Source organism: Cryobacterium sp. N21 (genome assembly GCF_002929575.1).
Lineage (GTDB): Bacteria > Actinomycetota > Actinomycetes > Actinomycetales > Microbacteriaceae > Cryobacterium > Cryobacterium flavum.
Genome location: NZ_PJJQ01000025.1, coordinates 17,851 through 41,042 on the forward strand (window position 1 = coordinate 17,851; position 23,192 = coordinate 41,042).

The following is a 23,192-nucleotide window of genomic DNA, read 5'->3' on the forward strand; positions in this document are numbered from 1 at the left end:
CGAGGACTAGTACCTCGGCCCGACCTTCCTGCCAATATGCGTCGATAATAGTTCTTTCATGGCGAGTGAGTGCGTCGGTCGAAATGAAATTGAAGCGGTCGCCCACGCGGTGCCGTTCAACCCGGACATGCCAATCCCATCGACCAAGACTCAATGAATCTGCTCGGTGCGCATGTTGTTATCCGCTCGAAATGGCGCACAATGGCAGCCCTAATGAAGGAAAGCTTTACCCCGCTCTCCACGGGATGCTCCTTGAATCATCGACGGAGCAGCTTTTCTGCCCGAGAGCTGGGGCACCTAGAGTCATTAGATGACCTGTATCACCTCGTCTAACGGACAATTCCCGCCGCCGGGGGGAGATGTGCGCCTGCCCACCCCTCCCGGTGCGGTGCGCCGGTTCTGGACCAGGCATCCCCACCTCGCCGACGCGCTCGTCGTGGCGATTTACGCTGTGCCGATGGCTCTCGTTCTGGTGCTCAACCTGTTCGACGCCGAGCCTGCACCCGTCCGTGAGGGGCTCCTCAACGCCGCCATCATGCTCGTTCTGGCCGTTGCCCTGTACTTCCGTCGACGGATGCCGCGGCTCGTGTTGGCCCTGACCTGGCTCAGCCTGCTCACCTTCGCCGACTACGGCGAAGTCCACCTCATCGCACAGTTGCTCGCGCTGTATGCGGTCGCGGTCTACTCGGACGTGCGGAGCGCGTGGGCCGGTTATGGGGCATCCGTGCTGCTGGCCGTGCTGGCAGCGTGGCTCACCGACAACCCCGACGAGGTGCGCTGGATACCGGTGGCCATCCAGGTGGCCATCATGATGCTCGCCGCCACCCTGGTCGGCATCAACATGGGAAACAGCAAACGGTACGTCGTCTCGTTGCTCGACCTGGCCGCGCAGTTGACCCGTGAGCGCGACCAGCAGGCGCAGCTGTCGCGCATCTCCGAGCGGGCCCGCATCGCGAGCGAGATGCACGACGTCGTCGCGCACAGCCTGTCGGTCATGGTCGCTCTCGCCGACGGTGCCCACGCAATCGCGCCCAAGGATATCCAGCGATCCCGGGCGGCCATGCTCGACGTCGCCGCCACTGGTCGCCGATCCATGACCGAGATGCGGCGGCTGCTCGGGGTGCTCGATGTCGGCACCGAGCCGGCACCGCGCGCCCCACAGCCGGGTATCGACCAGCTCGCCGACCTGGTCGAGTCTTTTCGGTCCACCGGGCTGCCGGTCGTGCTGGAGCGCAGCGGCCGTGATCCCGCCAACCCGAGCGTGCAGCTGACCATCTTCCGACTGGTGCAGGAATCACTCACCAACGTGCTGCGCTACGCCGATACGCCCACTCGGGTCGTGGTGCGGCTGGACTCGATGCCGGACACCATCGAGGTCACGGTCAGCGACAACGGTCGGCAGCACGAGCGACCGAACACCCAGTCCTTCGGGCGGGGATTGATCGGAATGCAGGAGCGCGTCGCCATCTACGGCGGCACCTTCGAAGCCGGAGCTGGCGTTCGTGACGGCTGGCGCGTGCACGCGACGATGACACTGGACGAAGAAGTCCACCAGTTTGTGGCGGAGGACACGTGACCGCCACGATTCTGCCGGCACCGATCCGCATCATGCTTGTCGACGACCAGGCGCTCCTGCGCGTGGGGTTTCGGATGGTGCTAGAAGCCGAAGACGACTTCAGCGTCGTCGAGGAAGCGGGCGACGGCGCGCAGGCAGTCGCGCTCGCCGCCAGTGCGCGCCCGCAGGTCATTTTGATGGACGTGCGCATGCCGGGGCTCGACGGCATCGAGGCGACCCGGCAGATCATGGCGGTCCAGCCCGAGACCCGCATCATCATCCTCACCACCTTCGACCTCGACGAGTACGCCTTTGGTGGGTTGCGCGCTGGCGCGAGCGGCTTCCTGCTCAAGAACGCCGAGCCGGGGGAACTGATCACCGCCATCCGCACGGTCGTCTCGGGGGAGGCATCCGTTTCACCACGCGTGACGCGGAGGCTGCTTGACCTCTTCGGCACCCAGCTGCCACTCGTCGACGCCGAAAACGGATGCGCCGCCCAGGCCCTCGCGGCCCTCACCGAGCGGGAGACCGAGGTCTTCCTCGCCATCGCCGAGGGGCTCTCCAACCCCGAACTGGGCGAGCGGTTCTTTCTCTCCGAGTCCACAGTGAAGACGCATGTCGGCAGAATTCTGCACAAATTGGGCCTGCGTGACCGGGTGCAGGCGGTCATTCTGGCCTACGAACAGGGCCTGGTCGGCCGCTGAACCCGGCAGGCGCGTGGCATAGGCTCGACGCATGCGTACCTTTTACCCCGAGCTTGAACCTTACGAAACCGGCCTGCTCGATGTCGGCGACAATCAGACCATCTATTGGGAAGCCTCTGGCAATCCAGACGGCAAGCCGGCGGTCTACCTGCACGGCGGCCCTGGCGGCGCGTCCGGCCCCGACCAGCGTCGGGTGTTCGACCCGGCAAAGTACCGCATCATCCTGTTCGACCAGCGTGGTTGCGGCCTGAGCACGCCGCACGCGAGCGAGCCCGATGTCGACCTCAGCGTCAACACCACTTGGACCCTCGTCGCCGACCTGGAAAAACTGCGCGAGCACCTCGGTATCGACCGCTGGCTGGTCTGCGGGGGATCTTGGGGCAGCACCCTCGCCCTCGCCTACGCCGAGACGCACCCCGACCAAGTGACCGAACTCGTCGTGCGCGGCATCTTCACCCTGCGCCCGGTTGAACTCGACTGGTTCTACGAGGGAGGCGCGAGCGCGATCTACCCCGACCTGTGGGAATCATTCCTCGCACCCGTTCCCGAAAATGAACGCGGTCACCTGATCGAGGCCTACGGTCGGATGCTGCACGACCCCGACCAATTCGTGCGCGAACGTGCCGGCGTCGCCTGGGCCACCTGGGAGTCCTCGACGATCACCCTGCTGCAGGAGCCCGACAAGATCGCGCACTTTTCCGATCCGGCTTTCGCGGTGGCCTTCGCCCGCATCGAGAACCACTTCTTCGCCAATAAAGGCTGGTTCACGCCCAACCAGCTCATCGACAACGCCTCCCGCCTCGCCGAGATCCCCGGTGTCATCGTGCAGGGCCGCTACGATATGTGCACCCCCGCCTTCACCGCTTGGGATCTGCACAAGAACTGGCCAGAGGCCGACTTCCGCCTGATTCCTGACGCCGGTCACGCGTTTGACCAGCCCGGAATTCTCGACGCCATCATCGAGGCGACGGACCGCTTCGCTGGTTAGCCGGGCGTCTGCCGCGCACCCGTCAGGCTGATTCGCCGCGACCCCGTACGAGGCGCATCGCGTCGATCACGCCAGCCAGGTCGCGGCGGATGCGCGGCACCAGGAGGCCGGCGAGTGCGTAGGTGGCAACCACGGTGATGAACGCCGCCAGCACCTGCGGCACCGCGGGCCAGCTCGATCCCCACTCGACGACGAACCAGGCGATGGGCGTGGCGATGCTCGCGATGGCGAGTACGCGAGAAGCCCCGCCGAATAACTGCCGGGTCGGAATACTCGTGCGGCGTGACAGCCACCATAACGAGATCGGCCACTCGATCGCCGGAGCGATGGCATAGCCGAGGGCGATTCCCACGACGCCCCCGGTGGAGCCGACCACCACGCAGGTGATCTTGATGAAAGCCCCCAGCAGGGAGAATCGAAACAGGTCGGCGGTGAGCGCCCGCGACAGGTACACCCAATACCCCACGAAGGCGAGGGACTGGAAGATGCCTGCGATGGCCAACAGCCGCAGAATCGGGGCGGCCGCTGCCCACTGCGGTCCGAGAAACACAGCCGTGATCGGTTCGGCCGCGCTCGCCACAACCGCGAGGGCTGCCACCAGGGTGTACCCGAGCATCAGCTGGCCGCGGCACAGCCAGTCGCCGAACCTGACCGTATCGTCGCTGAGCCGCGAGAGGATTGGAAGGGCCACCGTGGTCAGGGGAAGGCGTACCTGATTCACGCCGGTCATCAGCAACTGGAACGCCCGGCTGTAGGTGCCAAGCGCGACCGGTCCGAATCGGAGGCCAATCAGCAGATTGTCCACGTTGTTGCTCAGATAGCCCACGAGTTGGGCGGCCACCATGTTCCAGCCGTAGTGAAGGAACCCACCGATCGGTGCGTCCCGGCGGGGCCGGCCCGGAATCCACCGCGCGGAGAGTACCAGCAGGATCAGCGTGACCCCGGCCTGGGCCAGCTGCTGCACCACGATCGCCCAGTAGTGCCAGCCGAGAAGCGCAGCGCCGATCGCCAGGGTCAGCGCCACCGCCGGCGCCACCACGTCGATCGCAGAGATCCTGACGAACCGAAGCTGGCGAACGAGGTCTGCACGGTACTGGGTTGCGCATCCGTTTATCACAAAGGTCAGCGAGAGCGCCTGCGCGATCGGGCCAATCGACGATTGGCCGTAGGCCGCGGCCAGCACATCTGACCCGGCGCACACCAGACCGGCCAGCGCAATTCCCAGACCCACGTTGACCCACCACAGGTTGTCCCGCTGCTCCCGCGACAGCGACGGCGCCTGGATCGCGGCGGAGGACAGGCCGAAGTCACGCAGCAGCTCGCCCACACCGACGACGGTGATCACCATGGCGATGAGTCCATAATCGCTGGGGCTGAGCAAGCGCGCCAGGACCACGACGGAGGCCAGCTGGATGATCGCCTTGCCGGCCTGTCCCCCGAGAACCACGGTTGCACCACGCATCGCTCGCGCACCGAGGCCGTCCGGTCGCCGGTCGCGCAGCTGGGGGCCGCGCTGGCCCGGTGCCGTTTTTACCATCGTGATCAGTCCTGGACCGTCGAGGTGGGCCTGGCATACTCCTGATAGGTGAATCCCCAGGCACCCGCGACCATTCCCGCTCCGCGGAACACCGCGCGGAGACCGCGCGCTTCGTGGCGCAGCGACCCGGTCGCCAGGCCGAAGATTCCGCGCGCGCAGCCGCCGCCGATGCGCGTCAGCCCGCCTATCGTGTGTTTCACGCGACCCCCCACCCGTTGCGCCCCCGTTTCAGCCAGAAATACGGCCACGAGGCTCGTGGTGTTGCCGTGGCTCAGCGTGCGCATGAGCACCCACCGTCGGCCAGACCGCTCGACCGGGACGAAGTCGGTCGCTGCCGACTCTTCGCACCACACGATTCGGGCCTTCCGACGGGTGAGTTGATGACTGAACAGGGAATCCTCGCCGCCACACAGTCCCAGACGCACGTCGAACCGCAAGCCGAGATCGCGCACCTGCTGCAGGTCCAGCAGCAGATTATTGGTGGCGGCCACTTCAATTTCGGTGCCGGTTGTCATGCTCCGTCGTCGAAAGAAGCTGCCGGCCGCCACCCACGGGTCGAGATCGCCCGAAAACTCCGGAACGATGCGTCCCATCACAGCGGCTGCCCGGGATGAACGCCAGGTGGCGACGAGGGGACGCAGCCAGTCAGCGGTCGGGCGCTCGTCATCGTCGATATAGACGAGCAAGTCGGAGTCGCCGGTCTCGTCGAGCGCGCGGTTGCGTGCTGCGGCGATGCCGGGTTCCGGCTCGATCACGTAGCGCACGAGGTCTGCATCGAGCGTCGCGACGAACGTTCCGGCGCTGCCGTCGGCGTCATTGTCGACGACCAGAATGTTCGCGAGCACCGAATGATCGGCGTTGATGGCACGAACCTGCTCGACAATGGCCGGCAGGCCACGACGCAGCCCCTCCGGTCGCAGATAGGTCAACACGGCCACGGTGAGGGTGACGACCTGCAGGGCCGGGTCCGCGCGCAGCGGATCGGCATTCGTGGGGAATGTCATGTCGGGTTCGCCATCGCCACGGCCAAGCGGTACGCCTCCACATGCTCGATCCCCGCGCGTGCCCAGTCACGGGCATTCAGATTCGGCGGCTCCCGCACGGTGTTGGCGTGCATCAGTGCCATCGTCTCCACGATCGCCGTGGCGCTGATCGCTCCGGAGTAGCGATACACCCAGCCGGGCCCGACCTCCGCTGCGAGACGTTGGTTAGTCGCATTGTCGGGCACCAGGATGGCGCGACCGAGCGAAAGCGCGGCCAGGGCTCCGCCGGAATTATGCATGAACCGGTACGGCAGAACCACCAGCTCCGCTGACGTGACGAGATCAACGAACTTCCGATCTTCCAGGAACCTGAGATCGATGGTGATGCGCGGATCACCCGCAGCGAGCGCGGTCACCTGCCGGGCGAGCTCGGCGCTCGAGGGCAGACCGCCGATCCGCAGGGTGAGTCCGTGTGAAATCGCATCCGTTTGGCGAAAAGCTTTGACCAGGTCCTCCACCCCCTTGTAGCGGCGAATCCACCCGGCGAATCCGATCCGGCCCTCAACCATGGGTGCGCGCGGATGGTTGGCGTACCAACTCAGGTAGTGCCCGTGTCGAATCGTGGTGGCGCGCAGGCCAGTCGCAACGGCGGTCGTTTCGTTGAGACGAATCCGCAGTGCCGTCTGTCGATCGAGAAGAGTAAGCAGAACCTCCTGGCGCCGAGACAGCCCGACGGGACGATGCAGATTATGCATGGTGCGCACAATGGGCGTGCGAGTGAGGCGTAGTCGGCAGACCAGGGCGAGGGTGAGGGCTTGCCGCGCCAGTTGCCGCGCCGGGGTTCGGCCGGTGACCAGGATTTCCGGCCAGTGCACATGGAAGACATCGAACCGAGCTCCCAGCGCGGTGCGCCATCGAAAGTTCAACACCGTCACCTCCGGCGCGTCTCGCAAGGCATTGCCGAGCATGGACAAGTACGGGTTGGTGGTCGGTCGGGGGGGCGGAAATGATTGGAGCACGGTCAGTCGTGTCACGACCACCCTCTCGTCGGCGGCGCCTAAGGCGCCCACAGCGCCGCGCGGACACACTCTATTGCCCCACCGGCCTCCAAGTCGAATTTTCGTCAGTTTGACGAAACAGCTCCCGATTCCAGTCGGCCCGCATCTCCCGCATCTGCAACACTGAGCGGATGACCGTCCCGGCATTCGACACGCTCGCCATTGTGGTGGTGAACTTCGCGTCCTGCGCGCTCCTGGAGAGCAATCTGGTCCCCCTTGCTCGGTCAGTGCCCGCCGCGCAGATTGTGGTGGTCGACAACTTCACCCATCCGCGGGAGAGGGAACGCCTGGTCGAAATGGGTCAGCGCGAAGGCTGGGCTGTCGTGCTGTCCGACGCGAACGACGGTTTCGGCGTGGGCATGAACCGCGGCGTGGAACGGGCACTCGAGCTCGGTCGCACCGCGTTCCTGCTACTCAACCCCGACGCCGAAATTGCTGCTGACCAGGTGGGGGTTCTGCTGGCGGAGGCCCTGGCGCATCCGCTCACCCTCGTTGCCCCGCGAATCCTGCGGCCAGACGGATCCGTGTGGTTCGACGGTTGCGACCTCGATCTCAATGACGGCCGGATCCGCGCCCTGCGGCACCGGGCGAGCCACCCCGACGCGCGGGTCACGCCGTGGTTGAGCGGGGCCTGCCTGCTGGTCAGTGCCGCGCTCTGGAGTCGGGTCGGCGGGTTTGGCACGGAGTATTTTCTGTATTGGGAGGACGTCGACCTGTCCTGGCGGGTGCTGCAGGCCGGCGGTGACGTGCGGGTGTGCGCCGAGGCGGTGGCGGTGCATGCGGAGGGCGGTACCCAGGGAGCCGGAATCGAGCGTACAGCGCAGGGCAAGTCAAACGCCTATTACTATTTCAACGTGCGTAATCGGATGCTGTTTGCCGCACGCAACCTGACGACTGAGGATGCCGCACGGTGGCGGCGTCACAGCACCCGGGTCGCCTGGGAAATTCTGCTGCAGGGCGGGCGTCGTCAGTTCCTGAGCTCTCTGCGGCCGTTGGCCTCGGCCGCCCGCGGCCTCAGAGATGGCCGCAAGATTCTGCTTGGCGCTCAGGGACTGACAAAATTACGCGCTGCCAAACGTGTGCGCGACTAGCAGTCAAGCGGATGCCGGTCAGCGCGTCTTGCGGCGCAGCATCCGCTTGCCGTAGCGACCGATGGTGGCAATGTCCGAGCGGCGCAGTCCATAGAACTGCAGCACGCCGATCCCGAACACCCTCGACAGGAACAACAGGTTCAGGTTGCTCGTGATGACGTTTCCGGCGAGTGTCGTGAGCGCCGCACCCATCGCGCCCAGCAGCGGCGCGAGAACAATGAGCAACGCGACATTGATGACGCAGGAAATGGTGAGTGCGAGGCTGCGCAACCCGGGGCGACCACGCGCGCTGAGGCCGGCGCCGGCAATGGAGCCCGGCGTGAGGAGCACGACCGCCACGAGGAGCACTGCGGCAATCGGGATCGATTCGCGAAAACCTTCTCCGAACAGAAACGGCAGCCACCACAGCATGGAAACTCCGAGTACGAGCGCGGCGAACGCCGACAGCGCCGTCGAGATTCGGGCAGACGAACTGAGCCGGTCATCGACGGACTCAGCTGCTTCGTTGACGAACGACACGTCACGTACCGCGTGGTGAATGATCAGCGGCAGCTCGCTGATGCTCACTGCCACGACGTAGAGCCCGAGCTGGTGCGTACCGGCGAGCGGCGTCATGAGCACCTGATCGAGACGGGTGAGCAGCACGCCAGACAGCGAACCCACCCACATTCGGCTCCCGTAACTGAGGAGACCGAGCATGCGAGCCTCGGGCGGAACCTGGAGGGCCCTCGGGTCAAGGCTGCGCATCCGCCCGATATAGACAAAGGCGCCCACCACCGGCATGGCTGCAACAGTGACGGTGGCCACGAGCGGGGTGAGCGTCCCCGTGAGCCAGAACGGGATGAGCACTGCGAGGCGCAGAGTCGACGAAAGGATTCGCTCCACGGACACGAGCCGCCAGCTGTTTGTGGCCGAAGCAACTCCGCGCAGAATCCCCACGAGAAGATTCGGCACGATGGCCAAACTGGCCACCACGATCAGACTTTGGACATCCGGGTCACCGCCGCTCAAAAGGGGCGGCGAGAAGACAATGGCGGCGGTAGCGAATAGTCCGGCGACGAGCAGAATGAGCATGCCGCGACCTGCTGCGTTTCGCGCCGAGGCCGGCTTGCGGGCGATCGCCCAGGTGACGGCTTCCGGAATTCCAAAAGTGGCGAGGGTGACGACCAGCGCCAGCGGCGCTGTCGCAGCAGCCACGGCACCGCGGCCGTCCACTCCGAGTGCCTGCGCCAGAATGGGGCCGGAGAAGAGTGCGACGAGCGGTGGAAAAGCGTTGCCTAGCAACGCGACCGTCATATTGCGCGAAACGGTGCCCGTCCGATTGGGGAGCAGGCCGGCCTTGCGTTGTGGCGGAGCTGCGGGTGAGGCGTCCTCGAGCAAGGCGGTGGCTCCCGTTGGGTCAGAGGCTGGATCAAGCTGAAACGCCACTGTACACGCAGCATGACAGCGGGAGGTGACCCCCGATCGGGGGGATCAAATGGGCGAATCCGCTCGGCGCTGACCTTGATCCCGCGCCCACATGGACCTACTGTTGTGCCGATGCGGTCGCGCGGCAGAGACAATACCCGAATTGTTTCGGGCGCGGCCCGGTGCGGGGCCCGAAGACCTACATGTGCGAGACGACCAAACAGCCGGTGACACCACAGCGCTTGGCAGCGAAGAAGTCACTACGGGAGCCGTTCCCTCCTGATTTTCCTCCCGGCTCCAGTCAGCTGCCTGCACCAGTGGTGCCACGCTCAAGCAAGATTCTCGCCGTCATCGTCGTGTTTTTGATCGGGTTGCGCTTGGACCTACCGCTCGGCATCACCGTGGGCTACCTCGCTGCCGCAGCACTCATTCCGCTCTGGCTGCCGATGCTTGGTCGGTATCGGGGCGCGCTGACTCTCATGCTGGTCGGCCTGGTCGCGGTCGGCTCTGGAATCTGGCTGTCCGCACTCGCCGCTCCGACCCATGTCATCGCACCGGGCGAGCTGGCCGGAAATTCGATCGGCCTGGTGGGCATCCTGTTCTCCTTCGGTTTCCTGCTCTGGGCGCGCAGCGTGTTGCCAGACCCCTGGGTGGCCCTGTGGTTTGGGCTCGGTCTCCTCTCGGGAGTCACCACCGACAACGAACGCTTTTTTGACAATCCGTGGCGCTTCGGATTCTCCTTCGCCCTCACAGTGGTCATCCTCGCCGTCGCACACATTCTCAATCGCCGGTGGTTCGACCTTCTGGCCGTGCTCGGTCTCACCGGTTTATCGATGCTCACCGATGCTCGTTCCTCATTCGCGATTCTGCTGCTGACCGCCATACTCGTCGCCTGGCAGATGCGCCCAACCAGTCGACGTCGCTTCCTGCGATCCCGGTCCGGAGCCGGGGTCGTGGTAGCCATTGGCGTGCTCGCGATCGTGGTGTACAACCTGGGACAATCGGCCATCGTTGCAGGACTGTTCGGCGAAGCCACCCGCCTTCGGACCGTCGACCAGCTCAACACGGCCGGATCACTCATCCTGGGCGGGAGACCGGAACTGGCCGCCACGGCTTCCCTCATGGCGCATCAACCCTACGGATTCGGGGCCGGTACGCTACTGAACCCGACCGACGTGCTCGCAGCCAAGACGGGAATGGCGTCTATTAACTACGCCCCCGACAACGGCTACGTTGAGAACTACATGTTCGGTGGCAATATCGAACTTCATTCGGTCCTCGGCGATCTGTGGGCACGATTCGGCATCCCCGGGCTGGTACTGGCCGGTGTCATCCTGTTTCTGGTCCTGCGGGGCGTCGGAGCGGCGGTGGCCGTGAACCGGGCCAGCGGAATTCTCCTTTTCCTCGTGGTGAACACCGTCTGGGTATTCTTCTTCGGCCCGCTGTACACCGCCGCGCGACTGCTCATCCTGGTGCTGGCATTGGTGCTGATTCCCAAGGACTCACTGACGCCGAAACTCCGCGATCGACAGTGGGCAGGGCTGCGTCGGTTTATCAGGTCGAAGGAATCGTTGCCGCGTGACTGACTCGGCATCCGTCGCCGTTTCCGGCCGGCCCCGTGAAGCCTGGATCGACGTGGCGAAAGGGGTCGCGATCACCCTGGTCGTGCTCTACCACGCGGTCATGTACCTCGACGGGGTCGGCCTGGCCGGCGCAATGGCACCCCTCAATCCCCTGCTCGACACCTTTCGCATGCCGCTGTTCTTCTTCATGTCCGGCATTCTCGCGGCCACAGCCATTCGGCTGCCCTATTGGCAGCTCTTTCGAAAACGGATGTCGCTGCTGCTGTATCTCTACGCGGTCTGGGTGGCCGCCCAAACCCTGTTCCTGCTCGCCCTGCCGCCGATCAGCCCCGACGGGCCCAATGCCAGCTGGACCAACCTGGTCACGCTGTTCATTCGCCCCAGTTCGAACCTCTGGTTCATCTACGCTTTGCCCATCTTCTTGACCGTGGCGTGGCTGACCCGGCGGTGGAATCCGCTCATTCCGGTTGCCGTCACTGGCGTCCTCGCGGTGTTGTTCGGCTCGCAAATTCTGCACACGGACACGCCGTGGGACAAGATGGGTCGCTATCTGGTCTTCTTTCTGGCGGCGATCTGGCTGGGCCCCCGTGTGCGTCGGATGGTGCCGCACATTCGCTGGTGGCACATGGCCGTGGTGTGCGGGGTCTACCTCGGCATCGTGCTCATCATGGTCAAGCTGTCCCTGACGCGCGTGCCGTTCGTGCTGCTGTTCGTGAGCATTCTCGCCGTCCTGGTCGGAGTCAGCGTGGCTGTCGTCGTGGCCCGCGCGCCCGGGTTCGATTTTCTCCGCGTGCTCGGAACCCAAACTCTGCCGATATATCTGGTCCACACTTTTCCCATGACGGCCCTCGCGGCAGTCCTGATGGCGACCGGCGTGAGCCTGCCGACGGTGGCGGCTACGGCCCTTCCTGTGTTGCTGTGCAGCTTTGCGATCATGTTTGCGTTGGCCGCGTACCGGAGGCTGGCAGCCGTGCCGGGAATCTTCACCGTGCCCGTTGCCTCCTGGGTAGACACATCGGCCGTGGCTCAGCGGGCTGAGCAAGCCGAAGCATCCGCTTAGTAGCCAAATCTCGTGCTCGAAGCATCTACGTCACGGTGGGCCCAGCGAGAAAGGTTGACGAATTATCACTATTGGGTAACACTCTAATAACTATCGGTGACTCCCTACGGTTGCTTCACGCGCATTCCCGAACGTGCACGACACGAAATGACTTAATGCCAAATCGCACAACGCGCTCGCATCGTCCTAGCCACACCAACTCAACACCTAACCAGCACCAACGACACCCCCGCATTTTTGTTCGCAGCAGGTTTCTCGTCGGCGCCTCGGCCATTGCCGCTACCGCCTTTGCCTTGACCGGGATCGTGAGCCCAGCGCAGGCGGTGACCGCTGTACACTTCCGCACCGCGACGGCGGGCGCGACCACAACGGGGGTCCCATCGGGCACAACCCTCACGGTGCATTCGGGCGACCTGACGATTACCAAGGCCGGCACTATCGTGAGCGGTCTCGACATACGCGGCCTGGTCAAGATTCAAGCGGCCAACGTCACAATCAAGAACTCAATCGTTCGAGGTCGCACGATGAATGCTCCCGGCGCCCTAATCAATAACCTCGGTGGATTCTCGGGATTGAAGATCACCGATACCGAGTTGTACCCGTCCAACCCTTCTCCCGACGTGAACGGCATCTACGGCTATAACTTCACGGCAACGCGAGTGGAAATACACGGCGTGATCGATGCCGTACACATCACCGGAAGCAACGTCACAATCCAACAATCGTGGCTGCATAGCAATTTGCACTACACGAACGACCCGAATCAAGGTGGGTCGGCCAGCCACGACGACTCGATTCAGATTCAAAAAGGCTCCAACATCCGGGTGATCGGAAACACGATCAGCGGCGCGCACAGCGCGGGAGTCCAGATCACCCAGGACAGAGGTGATGTCTCCAATTTCACGTTCACCAACAACAACGCCGACGGCGGAAAATGCACGATCAACATCGCGCAAAAAACCTACGGCCCGATCTACGGCGCGGTCATCACTGACAATAAATTCGGCCGCAACACCAGGGTTGTGAATTGTGCCATCATCTCACCCTCAACAACCAAAATTTCCACGGCGCGCAACTACTACACACCCGACAGCAAGATTGTCTCGGTGCACACTGGATAGTGAGCAGGGAATTGTGACCCGCGAACGGCCCTGAAGTTGCGCCCGATATGGGCCTATCCACCATTCCGTTTGACCGTTATGACTGATACGGAATGCTCCCGATCGGCTGCCCCTACGGCGGCCCCGCACAGCACGCCCCGAAGCGTGTGCCGGACACGAAAAAAACAACCCCATGGTAATCAATTCGAAATTGTCCACAGGCTTACCCGCCGAAAAAGCTATCACTACGATCAGCAAGAAGCGTCGTTTCGCCTCCAGACTGGCCGGAGCCTCCCTAACGGCCGCTGTCGTCATCGGTCTCACCGGTGTTGCACTCGGTTTGGGCCAGGCGCACCCTGCCGGGTCTTCCCACGCAGAAAACGACATCGCGTCGAACAGCCGCAGTGCCGTGGCTGCCACACAGGCCGCTGAAAGCGATGCCGACCCGTTCGCCTCGGACGCGCGCACAACCATCGTCCCCGTCGTCTCCTCCGCCTCCGGGTTGGACCGCGGGGAGTGGCGCCGTCTGATCGGGCGGCTGTTCCCGCCGGTCCGACCGGCGCCCGCCGACCCGACACTCGCTCCAACGCCGGTACCGACCCCGGCTCCTGAACCGGTTCCCCTTCCCAATCCGGTTCCGGCCCCGATCGTCGTTCCGGTCCCGGTTCCTGTTCTCGCGCCCGTGCCGGTCCCCGCCCCAATTCCGACCCCCATCGTCGCGGACTCCGGCACACCGGGACCCACCAATACGGGCGTCCCCGCCGGTCCCGACCTCACCGTGCACGACGGCGACCTGCGCATCACGACGCCGGGCACGGTGATCAGCGGCCTTGACGTTCGGGGCATGATCACGATCGAAGCGCCCAACGTGACTATCAAAGATTCCATCGTGCGCGGTCGCAATCTGAACGGTCCCATGGCCCTGATCGACAACCTGGGAGGGTACGCCAATCTGAAGATCATCGACACGGAGCTGTTCCCCTCCTCGCCGTCACCAGACGTTCAGGGGATCTACGGTTACAACTTTGCGGCCACGCGCTTGAATATTCATGGCGTGGTGGACGGAATCCATTTGACGGGAGGCAACGTCGATATCTCAGATTCGTGGCTGCACGACAATCTTCATTTCGAGCGGGATCCCAATCAGGGTGGAACTCCGAGCCACGACGATTCGATTCAAATCCAGGAAGGTTCAAATATACGAATCGACGGCAACAGGTTTAGCGGCGCGTGGAATGCCACGGTGCAGGTCACCCAGGATCGCGGTAACGTTTCGAACTTGACCTTCACGAACAACATTGCAGACGGCGGAAAGTGTTCCATCAACCTGGCCGAGAAGGACTTTGGGCCGATCAAGGGGGTTGTCATCTCTGACAACTCGTTTGGCCGAAACACGCGAGTCGACGATTGCGCCGTGATTGCGCCATCATCAACAAAGGTTTCCATGGCCCGCAACTACTACGCCCCGGATGACATGCTCGTCGAGGTGCACCCGGGGTGACCGGCTGATTCCCTTGGGCAGCGCACACAACAGGAGCGGGCCCCTCATCGAGGAATCCGCTCCCGTTGTGGTTCGGCTGGTTGCGTTAGGAGGTACTGGTCCGTGGCTGCTGCCAGAGCGAGGCTGCCTCAGGGCGAGTGAGCGCGTCAAGTGCGCGGCGCAGTATCGTGCTCGACGTGTTGACCGTATACGGAAAGTACACGACATCGACTCCGACCTCGGCGAACTCGTGCTCAAGGCGAACCCCTCGCGGTGTGCCGCGCCAGTCATCGCCCTTGAAAAACACATCAAAGTCCAGCTCGCGCCACGTTTCCAATTTGTCCTCGACGACCTCGGCGACTGCCTCATCGACGAAGGAAATGTGCCCCACGATCTCGAGGCGCTCGACGAGCGGCACGACCGGAGACACGCCCTTGGTTAGCTGAAGCATTTCATCCGAAACCACGCCGGCGATCAAGTAGTCACACTGGCTCCTTGCGTGCTTGAGGATATTGAGATGTCCGACGTGAAAGAGATCAAACCCGCCAGCCGCGTAACCGATCCGCAGGCCGTTCTGTCGGGCCGTGAGCCGCCCAGGGAGCTGATCGCCAGCAAGATTCCCCACGTCGGGGCGGCCGGGGACGATCTCGTGTGAAATATTCGGGTTCGATGGAGCCAGGGGGGTGTGATTTGGGTGCTTAGGGGTCACTGAATGCTCAGATTTCTCTCAGGCTGCAGCGTGAGCTTCAACACGATTCGGGTAAGAGAGGTAGTGAGAAATCCTAACCTTTATCCGGCTGCCTGACTAGGGGCGAGGGGGAACGACGCGGCGTTCGACTACACGCGCGGCGGCAAGTCCAATTTTCGCAAAGGCAGAGATTTCTTGTGGTGTAAGCCCAAGAATCTGGAACTCAAGTATGATCACTGCACCACGGGGCTGCTCGACGGCCACCGTGCAAGTTGAAGTTGAGGTTCTCTTATGGCGCGGCCCTGGCGCTCTCCGGCAATAGCAACGATCGCTACAGCAGCCCTGCTGGCGACGATTTTTTTTGGTACCGGCACCGCGCAAGCGGACACGGCCCCCCCGAGCGCTTCCATCCCTAGAACCGTCGCTGCCGATGCGCTGCCCACAGCCCAGATCAACGGTGTGGTGTGGACGCAATTGATTGTCGGAAACACCGTCTACGTCGGCGGTGAGTTCACGCGTGCGCGCCCCGCCGGAGCCTCCGCGGGAACGAGTGAGGTATCGCGCAACAATCTGCTCGCGTACGACTTGTCGACCGGTGTCATGACCTCGTTCAACCCCAGCGTCAACGGCGCGGTGAGAGCGATCACCGCGGCACCGGATGGGTCCCGCGTATATATCGGCGGCGCCTTCACCAAGGTCGGTGCCGAGACGCGAACTCGGTTGGCGGCCTTCAGCACCGCCACCGGTGCTCTCGCGAATGATTGGAAGCCAACGGCAAACGGCACTGTCCGGGCCCTCGGCGCGAACGGGAGCACAATCTACGCCGGGGGCAGTTTCACAACGGCCAACGGGCAGTCGCGCCAGAGGATCGCATCGTTCACTGGTTTCACCGCAACTCTCGGCGCCTGGAAGGGTACCGTGCCCGATGGTGCTGTGAACGCTCTGACCATTTCACCCAACGGCGACCGGGTGGTCATCGGCGGTTCGTTCACGTCGTACAACGGCGCGACCGCGCCGGGGTACGGAATGGCTGCCACGATCTCGAGCACGGGCGCCGCAACGTCCTGGAACATCGGAAAACTCATTAAGAATGCTGGCGTGAATGGTTCCATTCTGTCGCTCACGTCCGATTCTGGCGGGGTTTACGGCACCGGGTACGACTACGGCGCCGGTGCCATGTTTGAAGGCACCTTCCGTGCCAGTTGGAGCAGCGGCAATATCATCTGGATCGAGGACTGTCACGGTGACACGTATTCGGCCGCTGCCGCAGGCGACGTCGTGTACACCACCGCGCACGCACATTTCTGCGGAAACATCGGGGGATTCCCAGAAACCAGTCCGCGATCGTATCACCGCACTCTGGCCTTCACGGCGAATGCAACGGGCACCATCACCCGGAACAGCGCCGGCGGTAGCTACTTCAACTTCGAGGGACGCCCCCGCCCGTCGCTGCTGACCTTCTACCCTGACATTAATGCCGGATCCTTCACCGGCCAAAACCAGGGGCCGTGGAATGTAACGGCTAACTCCCAATACGTGCTCTACGGCGGCGAGTTCACGCTCGTCAACAACAAGAAACAGCAGGGTCTCGTGCGGTTCGCGGTGTCGGCCATCGCACCAGACAAGGAAGGGCCGAGGGTATCCGGCGCGAGTTTCACTCCGGCGCTCACCTCTCCGAGCGCCGGAACTGTCAGAGTCAGCTGGACCTCCAACTACGACCGCGACAATGAGCTACTCAGCTACGAAGTGCTGCGAAACGGCGTTGTCGTGCGTACGCAAACGGGCCTCTCCTCAGACTGGAGCCGTCCGACGATCACGTGGACCGATACGGGCCGTACCGGAGGTACAACCTATTCGTACCAGATTCGGGTGACTGATCCCTTCGGCAACACCGTCACTGGCGCCGCCGCGAGCGTGAAGGCCGCTGGCGCCGTCGCACTCACGGAGACACCGAGCCCAACCCCAGTGACCGACAAGGAAATCGCCGCTGATCTGAACCTAGTGCCGGCACCGGAAGTGGTTGATCCGAAGGCTGTTCCTGTTCCTGTTCCTGTTCCTGTTCCCGTTCCTGAGGCGGAGCCTGCTCCGAAGGTCGTTCCCGACAAGCAGATAGTGCTGGAGCCTGACCTGGATCTCGATCTGGAGGTGGTGCAGGCGCCGAAAGGCAGGCAGGGCTAGTTCGCGCGCGCTGTTCGTTGGTTCGATCGAACGCCAGCCTGGGTCACGACCCGGGTCAGAAGCATAAGTCGCCGTTCCAGAGAGAACTTGGGGTTGACCGTCGACGGCGTCGGGAGGGTGGTCCTCGCTCGGATGGACTGCTCCAGTCGCTCCAGTGCCGACACAATGTCGGACACCGGGGCGCCGCTGCGGGCGACACCGATACCGCCGACAATGGGCAGAACCTCCCCGGCGCCTCCGTCAGCGAAGCCGATGGCGCGCACTCCCACCCGCCACGCTTCAACGGGGACGAGGCCAAACGGCTCCGGAGTCGACGGAAAGCAGGCGACAGCATCGATTTCTCCGGCGATCGCTGCGACGGATGCTGCCTCGCCCCGATACTCGATGCGTGCGTCTCCCGCAATCAGATCCAGCACGGCGTCCAGGGCCGCTTCCTGCCCAGGAAACGGTGCACCGAACAGTAACAGGCGCCACGAGGCACTGAAAGGAGGGCAAGCCGGCCGTGTTTCGGGGCTGAGCGACTGCAGCGCGCGCACCACCTCAAGGTGCCCCTTGTGGCCGTTGACTCGTCCAACGACGGCGATCGTGAGCGGGTCATGTGGTGCCTGCGCTTCGACCGTTGTCACCGGTTCGAACACGGGCGACGTAACGGTGAGGCGCGAACGGGCGACCCCATTGCGCTCAAGCCACGTTGCGGTCGCTTCGCTGCAGGCGCAGATCGGAAAACGGCCGGGTGCCAGAAGTGCCCGCACAAGGAGGTTGCCGACGCGACTGAGCAAGAGCTCGTGCACCGAGACATAGAAATTCTTCCGCTTTGCGCGAAGTAGGGGGATATAGACGGCGAGGGCGAGCGTCCAGATGACGACGAGATCAGCGTCAACGACTTCCGGCCGCAACCGAATTGGGTGCAGGAGGTCGGAGATATTGCTACGCCTCAGCACGGCCAGGCCCGGGTCAACGATTACGGTCGCCTCCAGGCCGGCCTGGCTGATTTCGTGGGCGAGCGGTCCGGTCTGCGGCACGACTACGACCACGGTGTGCCCGACATTGACCAGGCAGGAGATTTCTTGAATGAGCACTCGGGTGGCCCCGTAGGTGTCGTTGCTCCCGTGCAGAATGGCGATACGCATGTCTGGGCCTTATCAATAGTGGGCAGTTTTCACACACTGTACAGGTAGCGGCGTGTGCCCCAGACGGGGTTCACCTGCCCCCTAGGAATGAGGGGCCTGAGCGTGTATAGATGGCTGCACGACGTCTCACGCCCGATTCGTTTTTCGATCGGGCCCCCACTCTGGAGTTTGAACATGGCAGTGCAACACCCCGTCGACGACAGCACTGGCAGCACGAGCCGGCGGCGCAGATTGTGGTGGATCTTTGGGTGCGGTGTGCTGGTCCTGCTCGTGGTCATAGTGCTCGTCGCTAATGCCTGGGCGTCGCAACGCGCCGATTCGGACGACGGCGTCTCGATGCCGTCAGCGACGAGTCCATCGCCGTCGCGGACTGCTTCTCCCACACCGGCACCGACGAAGAGTCCCACGCCGGCGCCCCCCGTGCCGAGCGCTCCGGACCCGGCGGCCGGAATCGGCGTTCCGTCCACCGAACTCGCTCCACCCCAGGTTCAGGCCCCTGTTCCGCTGGCGGATCCGGCGGCAGCTGTACCCGGTGTCGTCTTCAGCATCAGCGAACTTGAGTCCGTCGCCGGCGAGGCACGCGGTCCGGGCGAAGTTGCCGGGCCCTCACTCCGATTCGCCGTAACCGTTCGCAACGACACTGCCGTGTCGGTGTCGTTGACGTCGACGGTGGTCAACTTCTACTACGGGGGGGAGCAGTCGCCAGCGACTGAGCTCGCTGCCCCCGGAGGAGTTCCGCTCCCCGATGCGGTCTCCGCGGGAGGTACGGCGCGCGGGGTGTTCATTTTCAACGTCCCCGACGATGGTCGTGACCGTGTGCAGATTGCTGTTGACTACTCGGCCGGTGTGCCGATCGTGCTGTTTGAGGGCCCGGCGCCGAAATAACCGATCCTCGAGGTCGACTGCCCCCCATCGGGGGTATTCCAGACTGAGAAAACCTCACTAGACTCCGTTGAATGCGATGGCCACCCGACGGCCCCGCTCCTCCTCCGAGTAAGGAAACTCCGTGGGATCTTTGTTCGCGTCTCGCACGAATCGCGCACGTCCAAGTTTGATTCGCGAACGATCAGCACGCGCTGGCGTCTTCGGCATGATGACCGCACTCGCGGTGGTCGCCGCCACCCTCACGGTGCCACTTCAGGCGGTCGCGGACACCGCGCCGGTTGATTCGACCACCCCGGTGACCATGGCCGCAGATTCCCTGCCGACCGCGCAGATCAACGGTGTGGTGTGGACGCAGTTGATCGTGGGTAACACCGTCTACGTGGGGGGTGAATTCACCAAGGCCCGCCCAGCTGGTTCCGGCGTTGGCGTGAACGAGGTAGTGCGCACCAACCTGCTCGCCTACAACTTGACGACGGGGGTGCTGATTCCGACCTTCAGCCCCAACCCCAATGGTGCCGTGCGAGCACTCGTCGCCTCCGCTGACGGTACCCGCATCTTTGTCGGTGGCTCGTTCACCAGCATGAGTGGTGTTGCCCGGTATCGACTGGCGGCTTTTGACGCCGGCACCGGGGAGCTCGTACCGTCGTTTGCTCCGGTGCTGAACGCCCAGGTCAAGGCGCTCGGTATTTCTGGAAGCACGGTCTACGCCGGCGGAACCTTCACGACGGCTGGCGGGCAGGCACGCAGTCAGATCGCGTCCTTCGACGCGTCCAACGGCGCGCTGAAAGCCTGGGCTGGAACCCCAGACGGCGGCGCAGTCAACGCGCTCACCGTCTCGCCCGATGGCACCAAGGTAATCATTGGCGGAGCGTTCACCTCGTACAACGGTGGCGTGAATCCCGGCTATGGAATGGCAGCCCTCGACGCCGTCACGGGCGACTCCCTGCCCTGGGCGGTCAACTCCCTGCTGCGCAACGGCGGGCTCAACGGGGGGTTCACGAGCCTGACGTCTTCGACCGATGGCGTGTTCGGCACGGGCTATGACTACGGGGCCGGCGCCAACTTCGAAGGCACCTTCCGGGCTGACTGGTCGAACGGTTCCATCATTTGGATGGAAGATTGCCACGGCGACACCTACTCCGCCGCACTCACCCAAAACGTTGTATACACCACCGGTCACGCCCACTATTGCGGCAATATGGGCGGGCCGGTCGAGACCGCGCCGCGCACCTACCACCGCACCCTGGCTTTCACCATGGCGACGACCGGTTTGCTCACGCCGAATGCCGTGGGCAGCTATGACAACTTCGTCGGAAAACCGCGCCCGAGACTGCTGAGCTACTATCCCGAGATCAACACCGGCACCTATACCGGGCAGGGGCAGGGGCCCTGGAACGTTGTCACCAACAGTCAATACCTGCTGTACGGGGGTGAATTCACCAACGTCAACAACAAGGGACAACAGGGCCTGGCCCGATTCGCCACCGCTGCAAGCGCGCCGAACAAAGAGGGTCCGCGGGTGGCCAATGCGGCCTTTGTCGCCTCGGCCTTCGTGCCCGACGTTCAGTCGCTGTCGAGCGGAACCGTGCGCGTCGCCTGGAAGTCCGCCTACGACCGTGACAACGAGCGACTCAACTATGAGGTGTTGCGCGATGGAGTCTCGGTCGGAACGATTTCTGGGCTGTCCGTGGACTGGTCCCGCCCGAGCATGGGATGGACCGATACCGGGCTCACCCCCGGCCAGACCTATTCCTACCAAGTCAGGGTGAGTGACCCCTTCGGAAACGTTCGCACCGGAGGTCCGGCATCCGTGACCGTCTCTGCGACTGGTGAGTACAGCGCCTATGCGTCCGCAGTGCGCGCCGACTCGCCGACGTCCTACTGGCCCCTCGGCGAACCGAGCGGAACGACGGCCTTCGACTGGGCCTCGGCCGCAAACGCCCAGACCGGCACCGGTGTGACTCGGGACGTCACCGGTGCCCTCGCCGGTAACTCCGGCTCCGCGTCGCGGTTCAGCGGCACCACCACCGGGTTCGCGGCATCGAGTGCGTTTGAAACGCCGCGGGACGCATTCAGCGTCGAGTCCTGGGTCAAGACGACGACCAGACGTGGCGGCAAGATCATCGGACTTGGCAGCAGCACGACGGGGAATTCCACCGCCTATGACCGTCACGTCTACATGGACAACTTCGGTCGCATCTGGTTCGGTGTCAAGCCGGGCACCCTGCGCACAGTCAATACGACCTCTTCCTACAACGACGGGCAGTGGCACCACATCGTGGCCAGCGTCGGCGTCAATGGGATGTCCCTGTACATCGATGGGGTGCTCGTCGCCCAACGCACCGACACGACATCGGCTGCTCCGATCCAGGGCTATTGGCGCATCGGCGGTGACAATCTGAGTGGCTGGACCAGCCGACCTCTGAGTGACTATATCGCCGCTGACATCGACGAAGTGGCCGTGTATCCAGCAGCGCTCGGGGCGGCATCCGTAGCGAATCACTACAACATCGGGCGATCCGGTCCGCCGGCAAATATGGTGCCAGAGGCTGCGTTCACCGCCGCCATCAACAACCTGGCACTCACCGTGGACGGCGCCGGATCAACGGATTCCGACGGCACCATCACGGGCTATAGCTGGAATTTCGGGGACGGAACCAACGCGACCGGAATCACTGCGGCGCACAGCTATGATACTGCTGGCTCGTACACGGTTACCCTCACGGTGACCGACAACGCGGGAAGCACTGCCAGCACGAGCCGGTCGGTGGTCGCCAACGATCCGCCGGCAAACGTGCCGCCGACGGCCGCATTCAGCTACCGGACTGCGCCACTGGCAATCTCGGTGGATGCATCCGCTTCAACCGACCCTGATGGAGTCACCACCGGTTACGCCTGGTCGTGGGGCGACGGCACGAACTCGACCGGGATCACGGCCACGCACAGCTACACCGTGGCGGGCAACTATCAAGTCTCCCTCACGGTGACCGACAGCTCTGCCGCAACAGGGTCGACGACGCAGGATGTGCTCGTTCCCAACGTCGACCCGAACCTTCCCCTGGCGACTGACGCGTTTTCCCGAGTTCTTAGTAGCGGGCTCGGCACCGCCGACAGCGGTGGGGTCTGGACCACGACCGGATCGTCGGCGAACTATTCCGTCAGCTCCGGTTCGGGGCGGTTCAAGTCCGCGGCCGGGGCCACGCTCAATGGGTACCTGTCCGGTGTCTCATCGGCTGACACTGACGTCAGTGTTTCGGTTGCCCTGCAACAGGACGCCACCGGGTCGGGAGCGTACGCATCGGTCATCGGCCGACGCGTCGGAACGGATGACTACCGAGCCAGGGCCAAGGTCTTGGCGACCGGCGTCGTGCAGTTGCAGCTGATGCGCGGGGCAACAACCTTGACCGTGCAGAACATTTCGGGCCTGACTTACACCACAGGATCACAACTTCGACTCCGAATTCAGGTCTTCGGCACCGCGCCGACGACGATTCGGGCCAAAGTTTGGAGTGCCGGCGGTACGGAACCGGCGGCCTGGCAACTCAGCACCACTGATGCCACGGCCGCGATGCAGGCAGCGGGTTCCGTCGGTCTGGCGTTCTACCTCGGGTCGACGGCCACGGTGACGCCGGTTACGGCGGCCTTCGACGATCTAGTCGTCACGCGCATGAACTGACCGTCGCCGAGACGGGCGGGAGTGAAGAAAGTGTACGGATGGAGAACGGTGTTCGTGAAGGATTCGGATCGGCGCAGTGCTGAAATTGG

General features: G+C 63.8%; 18 protein-coding genes. 12 read left to right on the plus strand and 6 right to left on the minus strand.

All coding sequences use genetic code 11. The annotated features are described in order from the left end of the window. Window positions 1–310: 310 nt before the first annotated feature. The 3 genes from CXY77_RS02760 to pip are packed head-to-tail and all read left to right on the plus strand — an operon-like array spanning window position 311 to window position 3,247. Window positions 311–1,576, plus strand: coding sequence for a sensor histidine kinase (locus CXY77_RS02760; RefSeq protein WP_104087802.1), 1,266 nt, complete (start codon window positions 311–313; stop codon window positions 1,574–1,576). Window positions 1,577–1,608: 32 nt separating this feature from the next. After that, window positions 1,609–2,259: a response regulator transcription factor gene (locus CXY77_RS02765; RefSeq protein ID WP_092341986.1), complete on the plus strand. Its 651-nt coding sequence runs from the start codon at window positions 1,609–1,611 to the stop codon at window positions 2,257–2,259. 31 nt (window positions 2,260–2,290) lie between these two features. Next, on the plus strand, window positions 2,291–3,247 hold the full coding sequence (gene pip, locus CXY77_RS02770; RefSeq protein WP_104087800.1) for a prolyl aminopeptidase: 957 nt from the start codon (window positions 2,291–2,293) through the stop codon (window positions 3,245–3,247). A 22-nt stretch (window positions 3,248–3,269) separates the two neighbouring features. On the opposite strand, the gene CXY77_RS02775 is transcribed toward pip, so the two are convergent. The 3 genes from CXY77_RS02775 to CXY77_RS02785 are packed head-to-tail and all read right to left on the minus strand — an operon-like array spanning window position 3,270 to window position 6,801. Next, window positions 3,270–4,784: a lipopolysaccharide biosynthesis protein gene (locus CXY77_RS02775; RefSeq protein ID WP_104087799.1), complete on the minus strand. Its 1,515-nt coding sequence runs from the start codon at window positions 4,782–4,784 to the stop codon at window positions 3,270–3,272. Window positions 4,785–4,789: 5 nt separating this feature from the next. Then, the gene (locus tag CXY77_RS02780) at window positions 4,790–5,788 is read right to left on the minus strand and encodes a glycosyltransferase family 2 protein (RefSeq protein ID WP_104087797.1); all 999 of its coding nucleotides are present in this window, start codon (window positions 5,786–5,788) and stop codon (window positions 4,790–4,792) included. Then, the gene (locus CXY77_RS02785; protein ID WP_233197185.1) at window positions 5,785–6,801 is read right to left on the minus strand and encodes a glycosyl transferase; all 1,017 of its coding nucleotides are present in this window, start codon (window positions 6,799–6,801) and stop codon (window positions 5,785–5,787) included. Before CXY77_RS02785 ends, CXY77_RS02780 begins: the two co-directional genes overlap by 4 nt. Before the next feature lie 155 nt (window positions 6,802–6,956). Between CXY77_RS02785 and CXY77_RS02790 the strand changes: the two genes are divergently transcribed. Continuing rightward, a complete protein-coding gene (locus tag CXY77_RS02790) occupies window positions 6,957–7,916 on the plus strand; it encodes a glycosyltransferase family 2 protein (protein WP_104087796.1) in 960 nt (319 codons plus the stop codon). A gap of 18 nt (window positions 7,917–7,934) precedes the next feature. Here CXY77_RS02790 and CXY77_RS02795 read toward each other — a convergent pair whose 3' ends face one another. Then, entirely contained in the window at window positions 7,935–9,344 is a 1,410-nt protein-coding gene (locus CXY77_RS02795; RefSeq protein WP_140425459.1) for an oligosaccharide flippase family protein, read from the minus strand. 296 nt (window positions 9,345–9,640) lie between these two features. Between CXY77_RS02795 and CXY77_RS02800 the strand changes: the two genes are divergently transcribed. From CXY77_RS02800 to CXY77_RS02815, 4 genes are all read left to right on the plus strand, one after another. Next, window positions 9,641–10,909 carry a hypothetical protein gene (locus tag CXY77_RS02800; protein ID WP_092341963.1) on the plus strand — a complete coding sequence of 423 codons (1,269 nt, stop codon included), beginning with the start codon at window positions 9,641–9,643 and terminating at the stop codon, window positions 10,907–10,909. Then, on the plus strand, window positions 10,902–11,966 hold the full coding sequence (locus tag CXY77_RS02805; protein ID WP_158252759.1) for an acyltransferase family protein: 1,065 nt from the start codon (window positions 10,902–10,904) through the stop codon (window positions 11,964–11,966). The genes CXY77_RS02800 and CXY77_RS02805 overlap by 8 nt, the downstream gene beginning before the upstream one ends. Before the next feature lie 110 nt (window positions 11,967–12,076). Next, window positions 12,077–13,087, plus strand: a complete 1,011-nt coding sequence (locus tag CXY77_RS02810; RefSeq protein WP_140425460.1) for a hypothetical protein — start codon at window positions 12,077–12,079, stop codon at window positions 13,085–13,087. A gap of 190 nt (window positions 13,088–13,277) precedes the next feature. Next, complete coding sequence (locus CXY77_RS02815; RefSeq protein ID WP_140425461.1) at window positions 13,278–14,567, plus strand: right-handed parallel beta-helix repeat-containing protein; 1,290 nt, start codon at window positions 13,278–13,280, stop codon at window positions 14,565–14,567. 85 nt (window positions 14,568–14,652) lie between these two features. Here the strand turns inward: CXY77_RS02815 and CXY77_RS02820 are convergent, their stop codons facing one another. Then, a complete protein-coding gene (locus CXY77_RS02820) occupies window positions 14,653–15,114 on the minus strand; it encodes an adenylyltransferase/cytidyltransferase family protein (RefSeq protein ID WP_092341985.1) in 462 nt (153 codons plus the stop codon). Here CXY77_RS02820 and CXY77_RS20305 point away from each other — a divergent pair. Beyond that, the gene (locus CXY77_RS20305) at window positions 15,064–15,201 is read left to right on the plus strand and encodes a hypothetical protein (RefSeq protein ID WP_199181869.1); all 138 of its coding nucleotides are present in this window, start codon (window positions 15,064–15,066) and stop codon (window positions 15,199–15,201) included. The two genes, CXY77_RS02820 and CXY77_RS20305, sit on opposite strands and share 51 nt — an antisense overlap. 324 nt (window positions 15,202–15,525) lie before the next feature. Continuing rightward, window positions 15,526–17,412 carry a hypothetical protein gene (locus tag CXY77_RS20065; RefSeq protein ID WP_104129612.1) on the plus strand — a complete coding sequence of 629 codons (1,887 nt, stop codon included), beginning with the start codon at window positions 15,526–15,528 and terminating at the stop codon, window positions 17,410–17,412. On the opposite strand, the gene CXY77_RS02830 is transcribed toward CXY77_RS20065, so the two are convergent. Beyond that, window positions 17,409–18,542, minus strand: coding sequence for a glycosyltransferase family 4 protein (locus CXY77_RS02830; RefSeq protein WP_092341958.1), 1,134 nt, complete (start codon window positions 18,540–18,542; stop codon window positions 17,409–17,411). The genes CXY77_RS20065 and CXY77_RS02830 overlap by 4 nt on opposite strands. A gap of 174 nt (window positions 18,543–18,716) precedes the next feature. On the opposite strand from CXY77_RS02830, the gene CXY77_RS02835 reads away from it, so the two are divergent. Next, window positions 18,717–19,427, plus strand: coding sequence for a hypothetical protein (locus tag CXY77_RS02835; RefSeq protein ID WP_140425462.1), 711 nt, complete (start codon window positions 18,717–18,719; stop codon window positions 19,425–19,427). 205 nt (window positions 19,428–19,632) lie between these two features. Further along, complete coding sequence (locus CXY77_RS02840; protein ID WP_092341955.1) at window positions 19,633–23,103, plus strand: PKD domain-containing protein; 3,471 nt, start codon at window positions 19,633–19,635, stop codon at window positions 23,101–23,103. Window positions 23,104–23,192: the final 89 nt, after the last annotated feature.

Coding starts and splice junctions, on each gene's coding strand:
- CXY77_RS02760 (WP_104087802.1), top strand. CDS start 311: ATGACCTGTATCACCTCGTCTAACGGACAATTCCCGCCGCCGGGGGGA.
- CXY77_RS02765 (WP_092341986.1), top strand. CDS start 1,609: ATGCTTGTCGACGACCAGGCGCTCCTGCGCGTGGGGTTTCGGATGGTG.
- pip (WP_104087800.1), top strand. CDS start 2,291: ATGCGTACCTTTTACCCCGAGCTTGAACCTTACGAAACCGGCCTGCTC.
- CXY77_RS02775 (WP_104087799.1), bottom strand. CDS start 4,784: ATGGTAAAAACGGCACCGGGCCAGCGCGGCCCCCAGCTGCGCGACCGG.
- CXY77_RS02780 (WP_104087797.1), bottom strand. CDS start 5,788: ATGACATTCCCCACGAATGCCGATCCGCTGCGCGCGGACCCGGCCCTG.
- CXY77_RS02790 (WP_104087796.1), top strand. CDS start 6,957: ATGACCGTCCCGGCATTCGACACGCTCGCCATTGTGGTGGTGAACTTC.
- CXY77_RS20305 (WP_199181869.1), top strand. CDS start 15,064: ATGTCCGACGTGAAAGAGATCAAACCCGCCAGCCGCGTAACCGATCCG.
- CXY77_RS20065 (WP_104129612.1), top strand. CDS start 15,526: ATGGCGCGGCCCTGGCGCTCTCCGGCAATAGCAACGATCGCTACAGCA.
- CXY77_RS02830 (WP_092341958.1), bottom strand. CDS start 18,542: ATGCGTATCGCCATTCTGCACGGGAGCAACGACACCTACGGGGCCACC.
- CXY77_RS02835 (WP_140425462.1), top strand. CDS start 18,717: ATGGCAGTGCAACACCCCGTCGACGACAGCACTGGCAGCACGAGCCGG.
- CXY77_RS02840 (WP_092341955.1), top strand. CDS start 19,633: ATGATGACCGCACTCGCGGTGGTCGCCGCCACCCTCACGGTGCCACTT.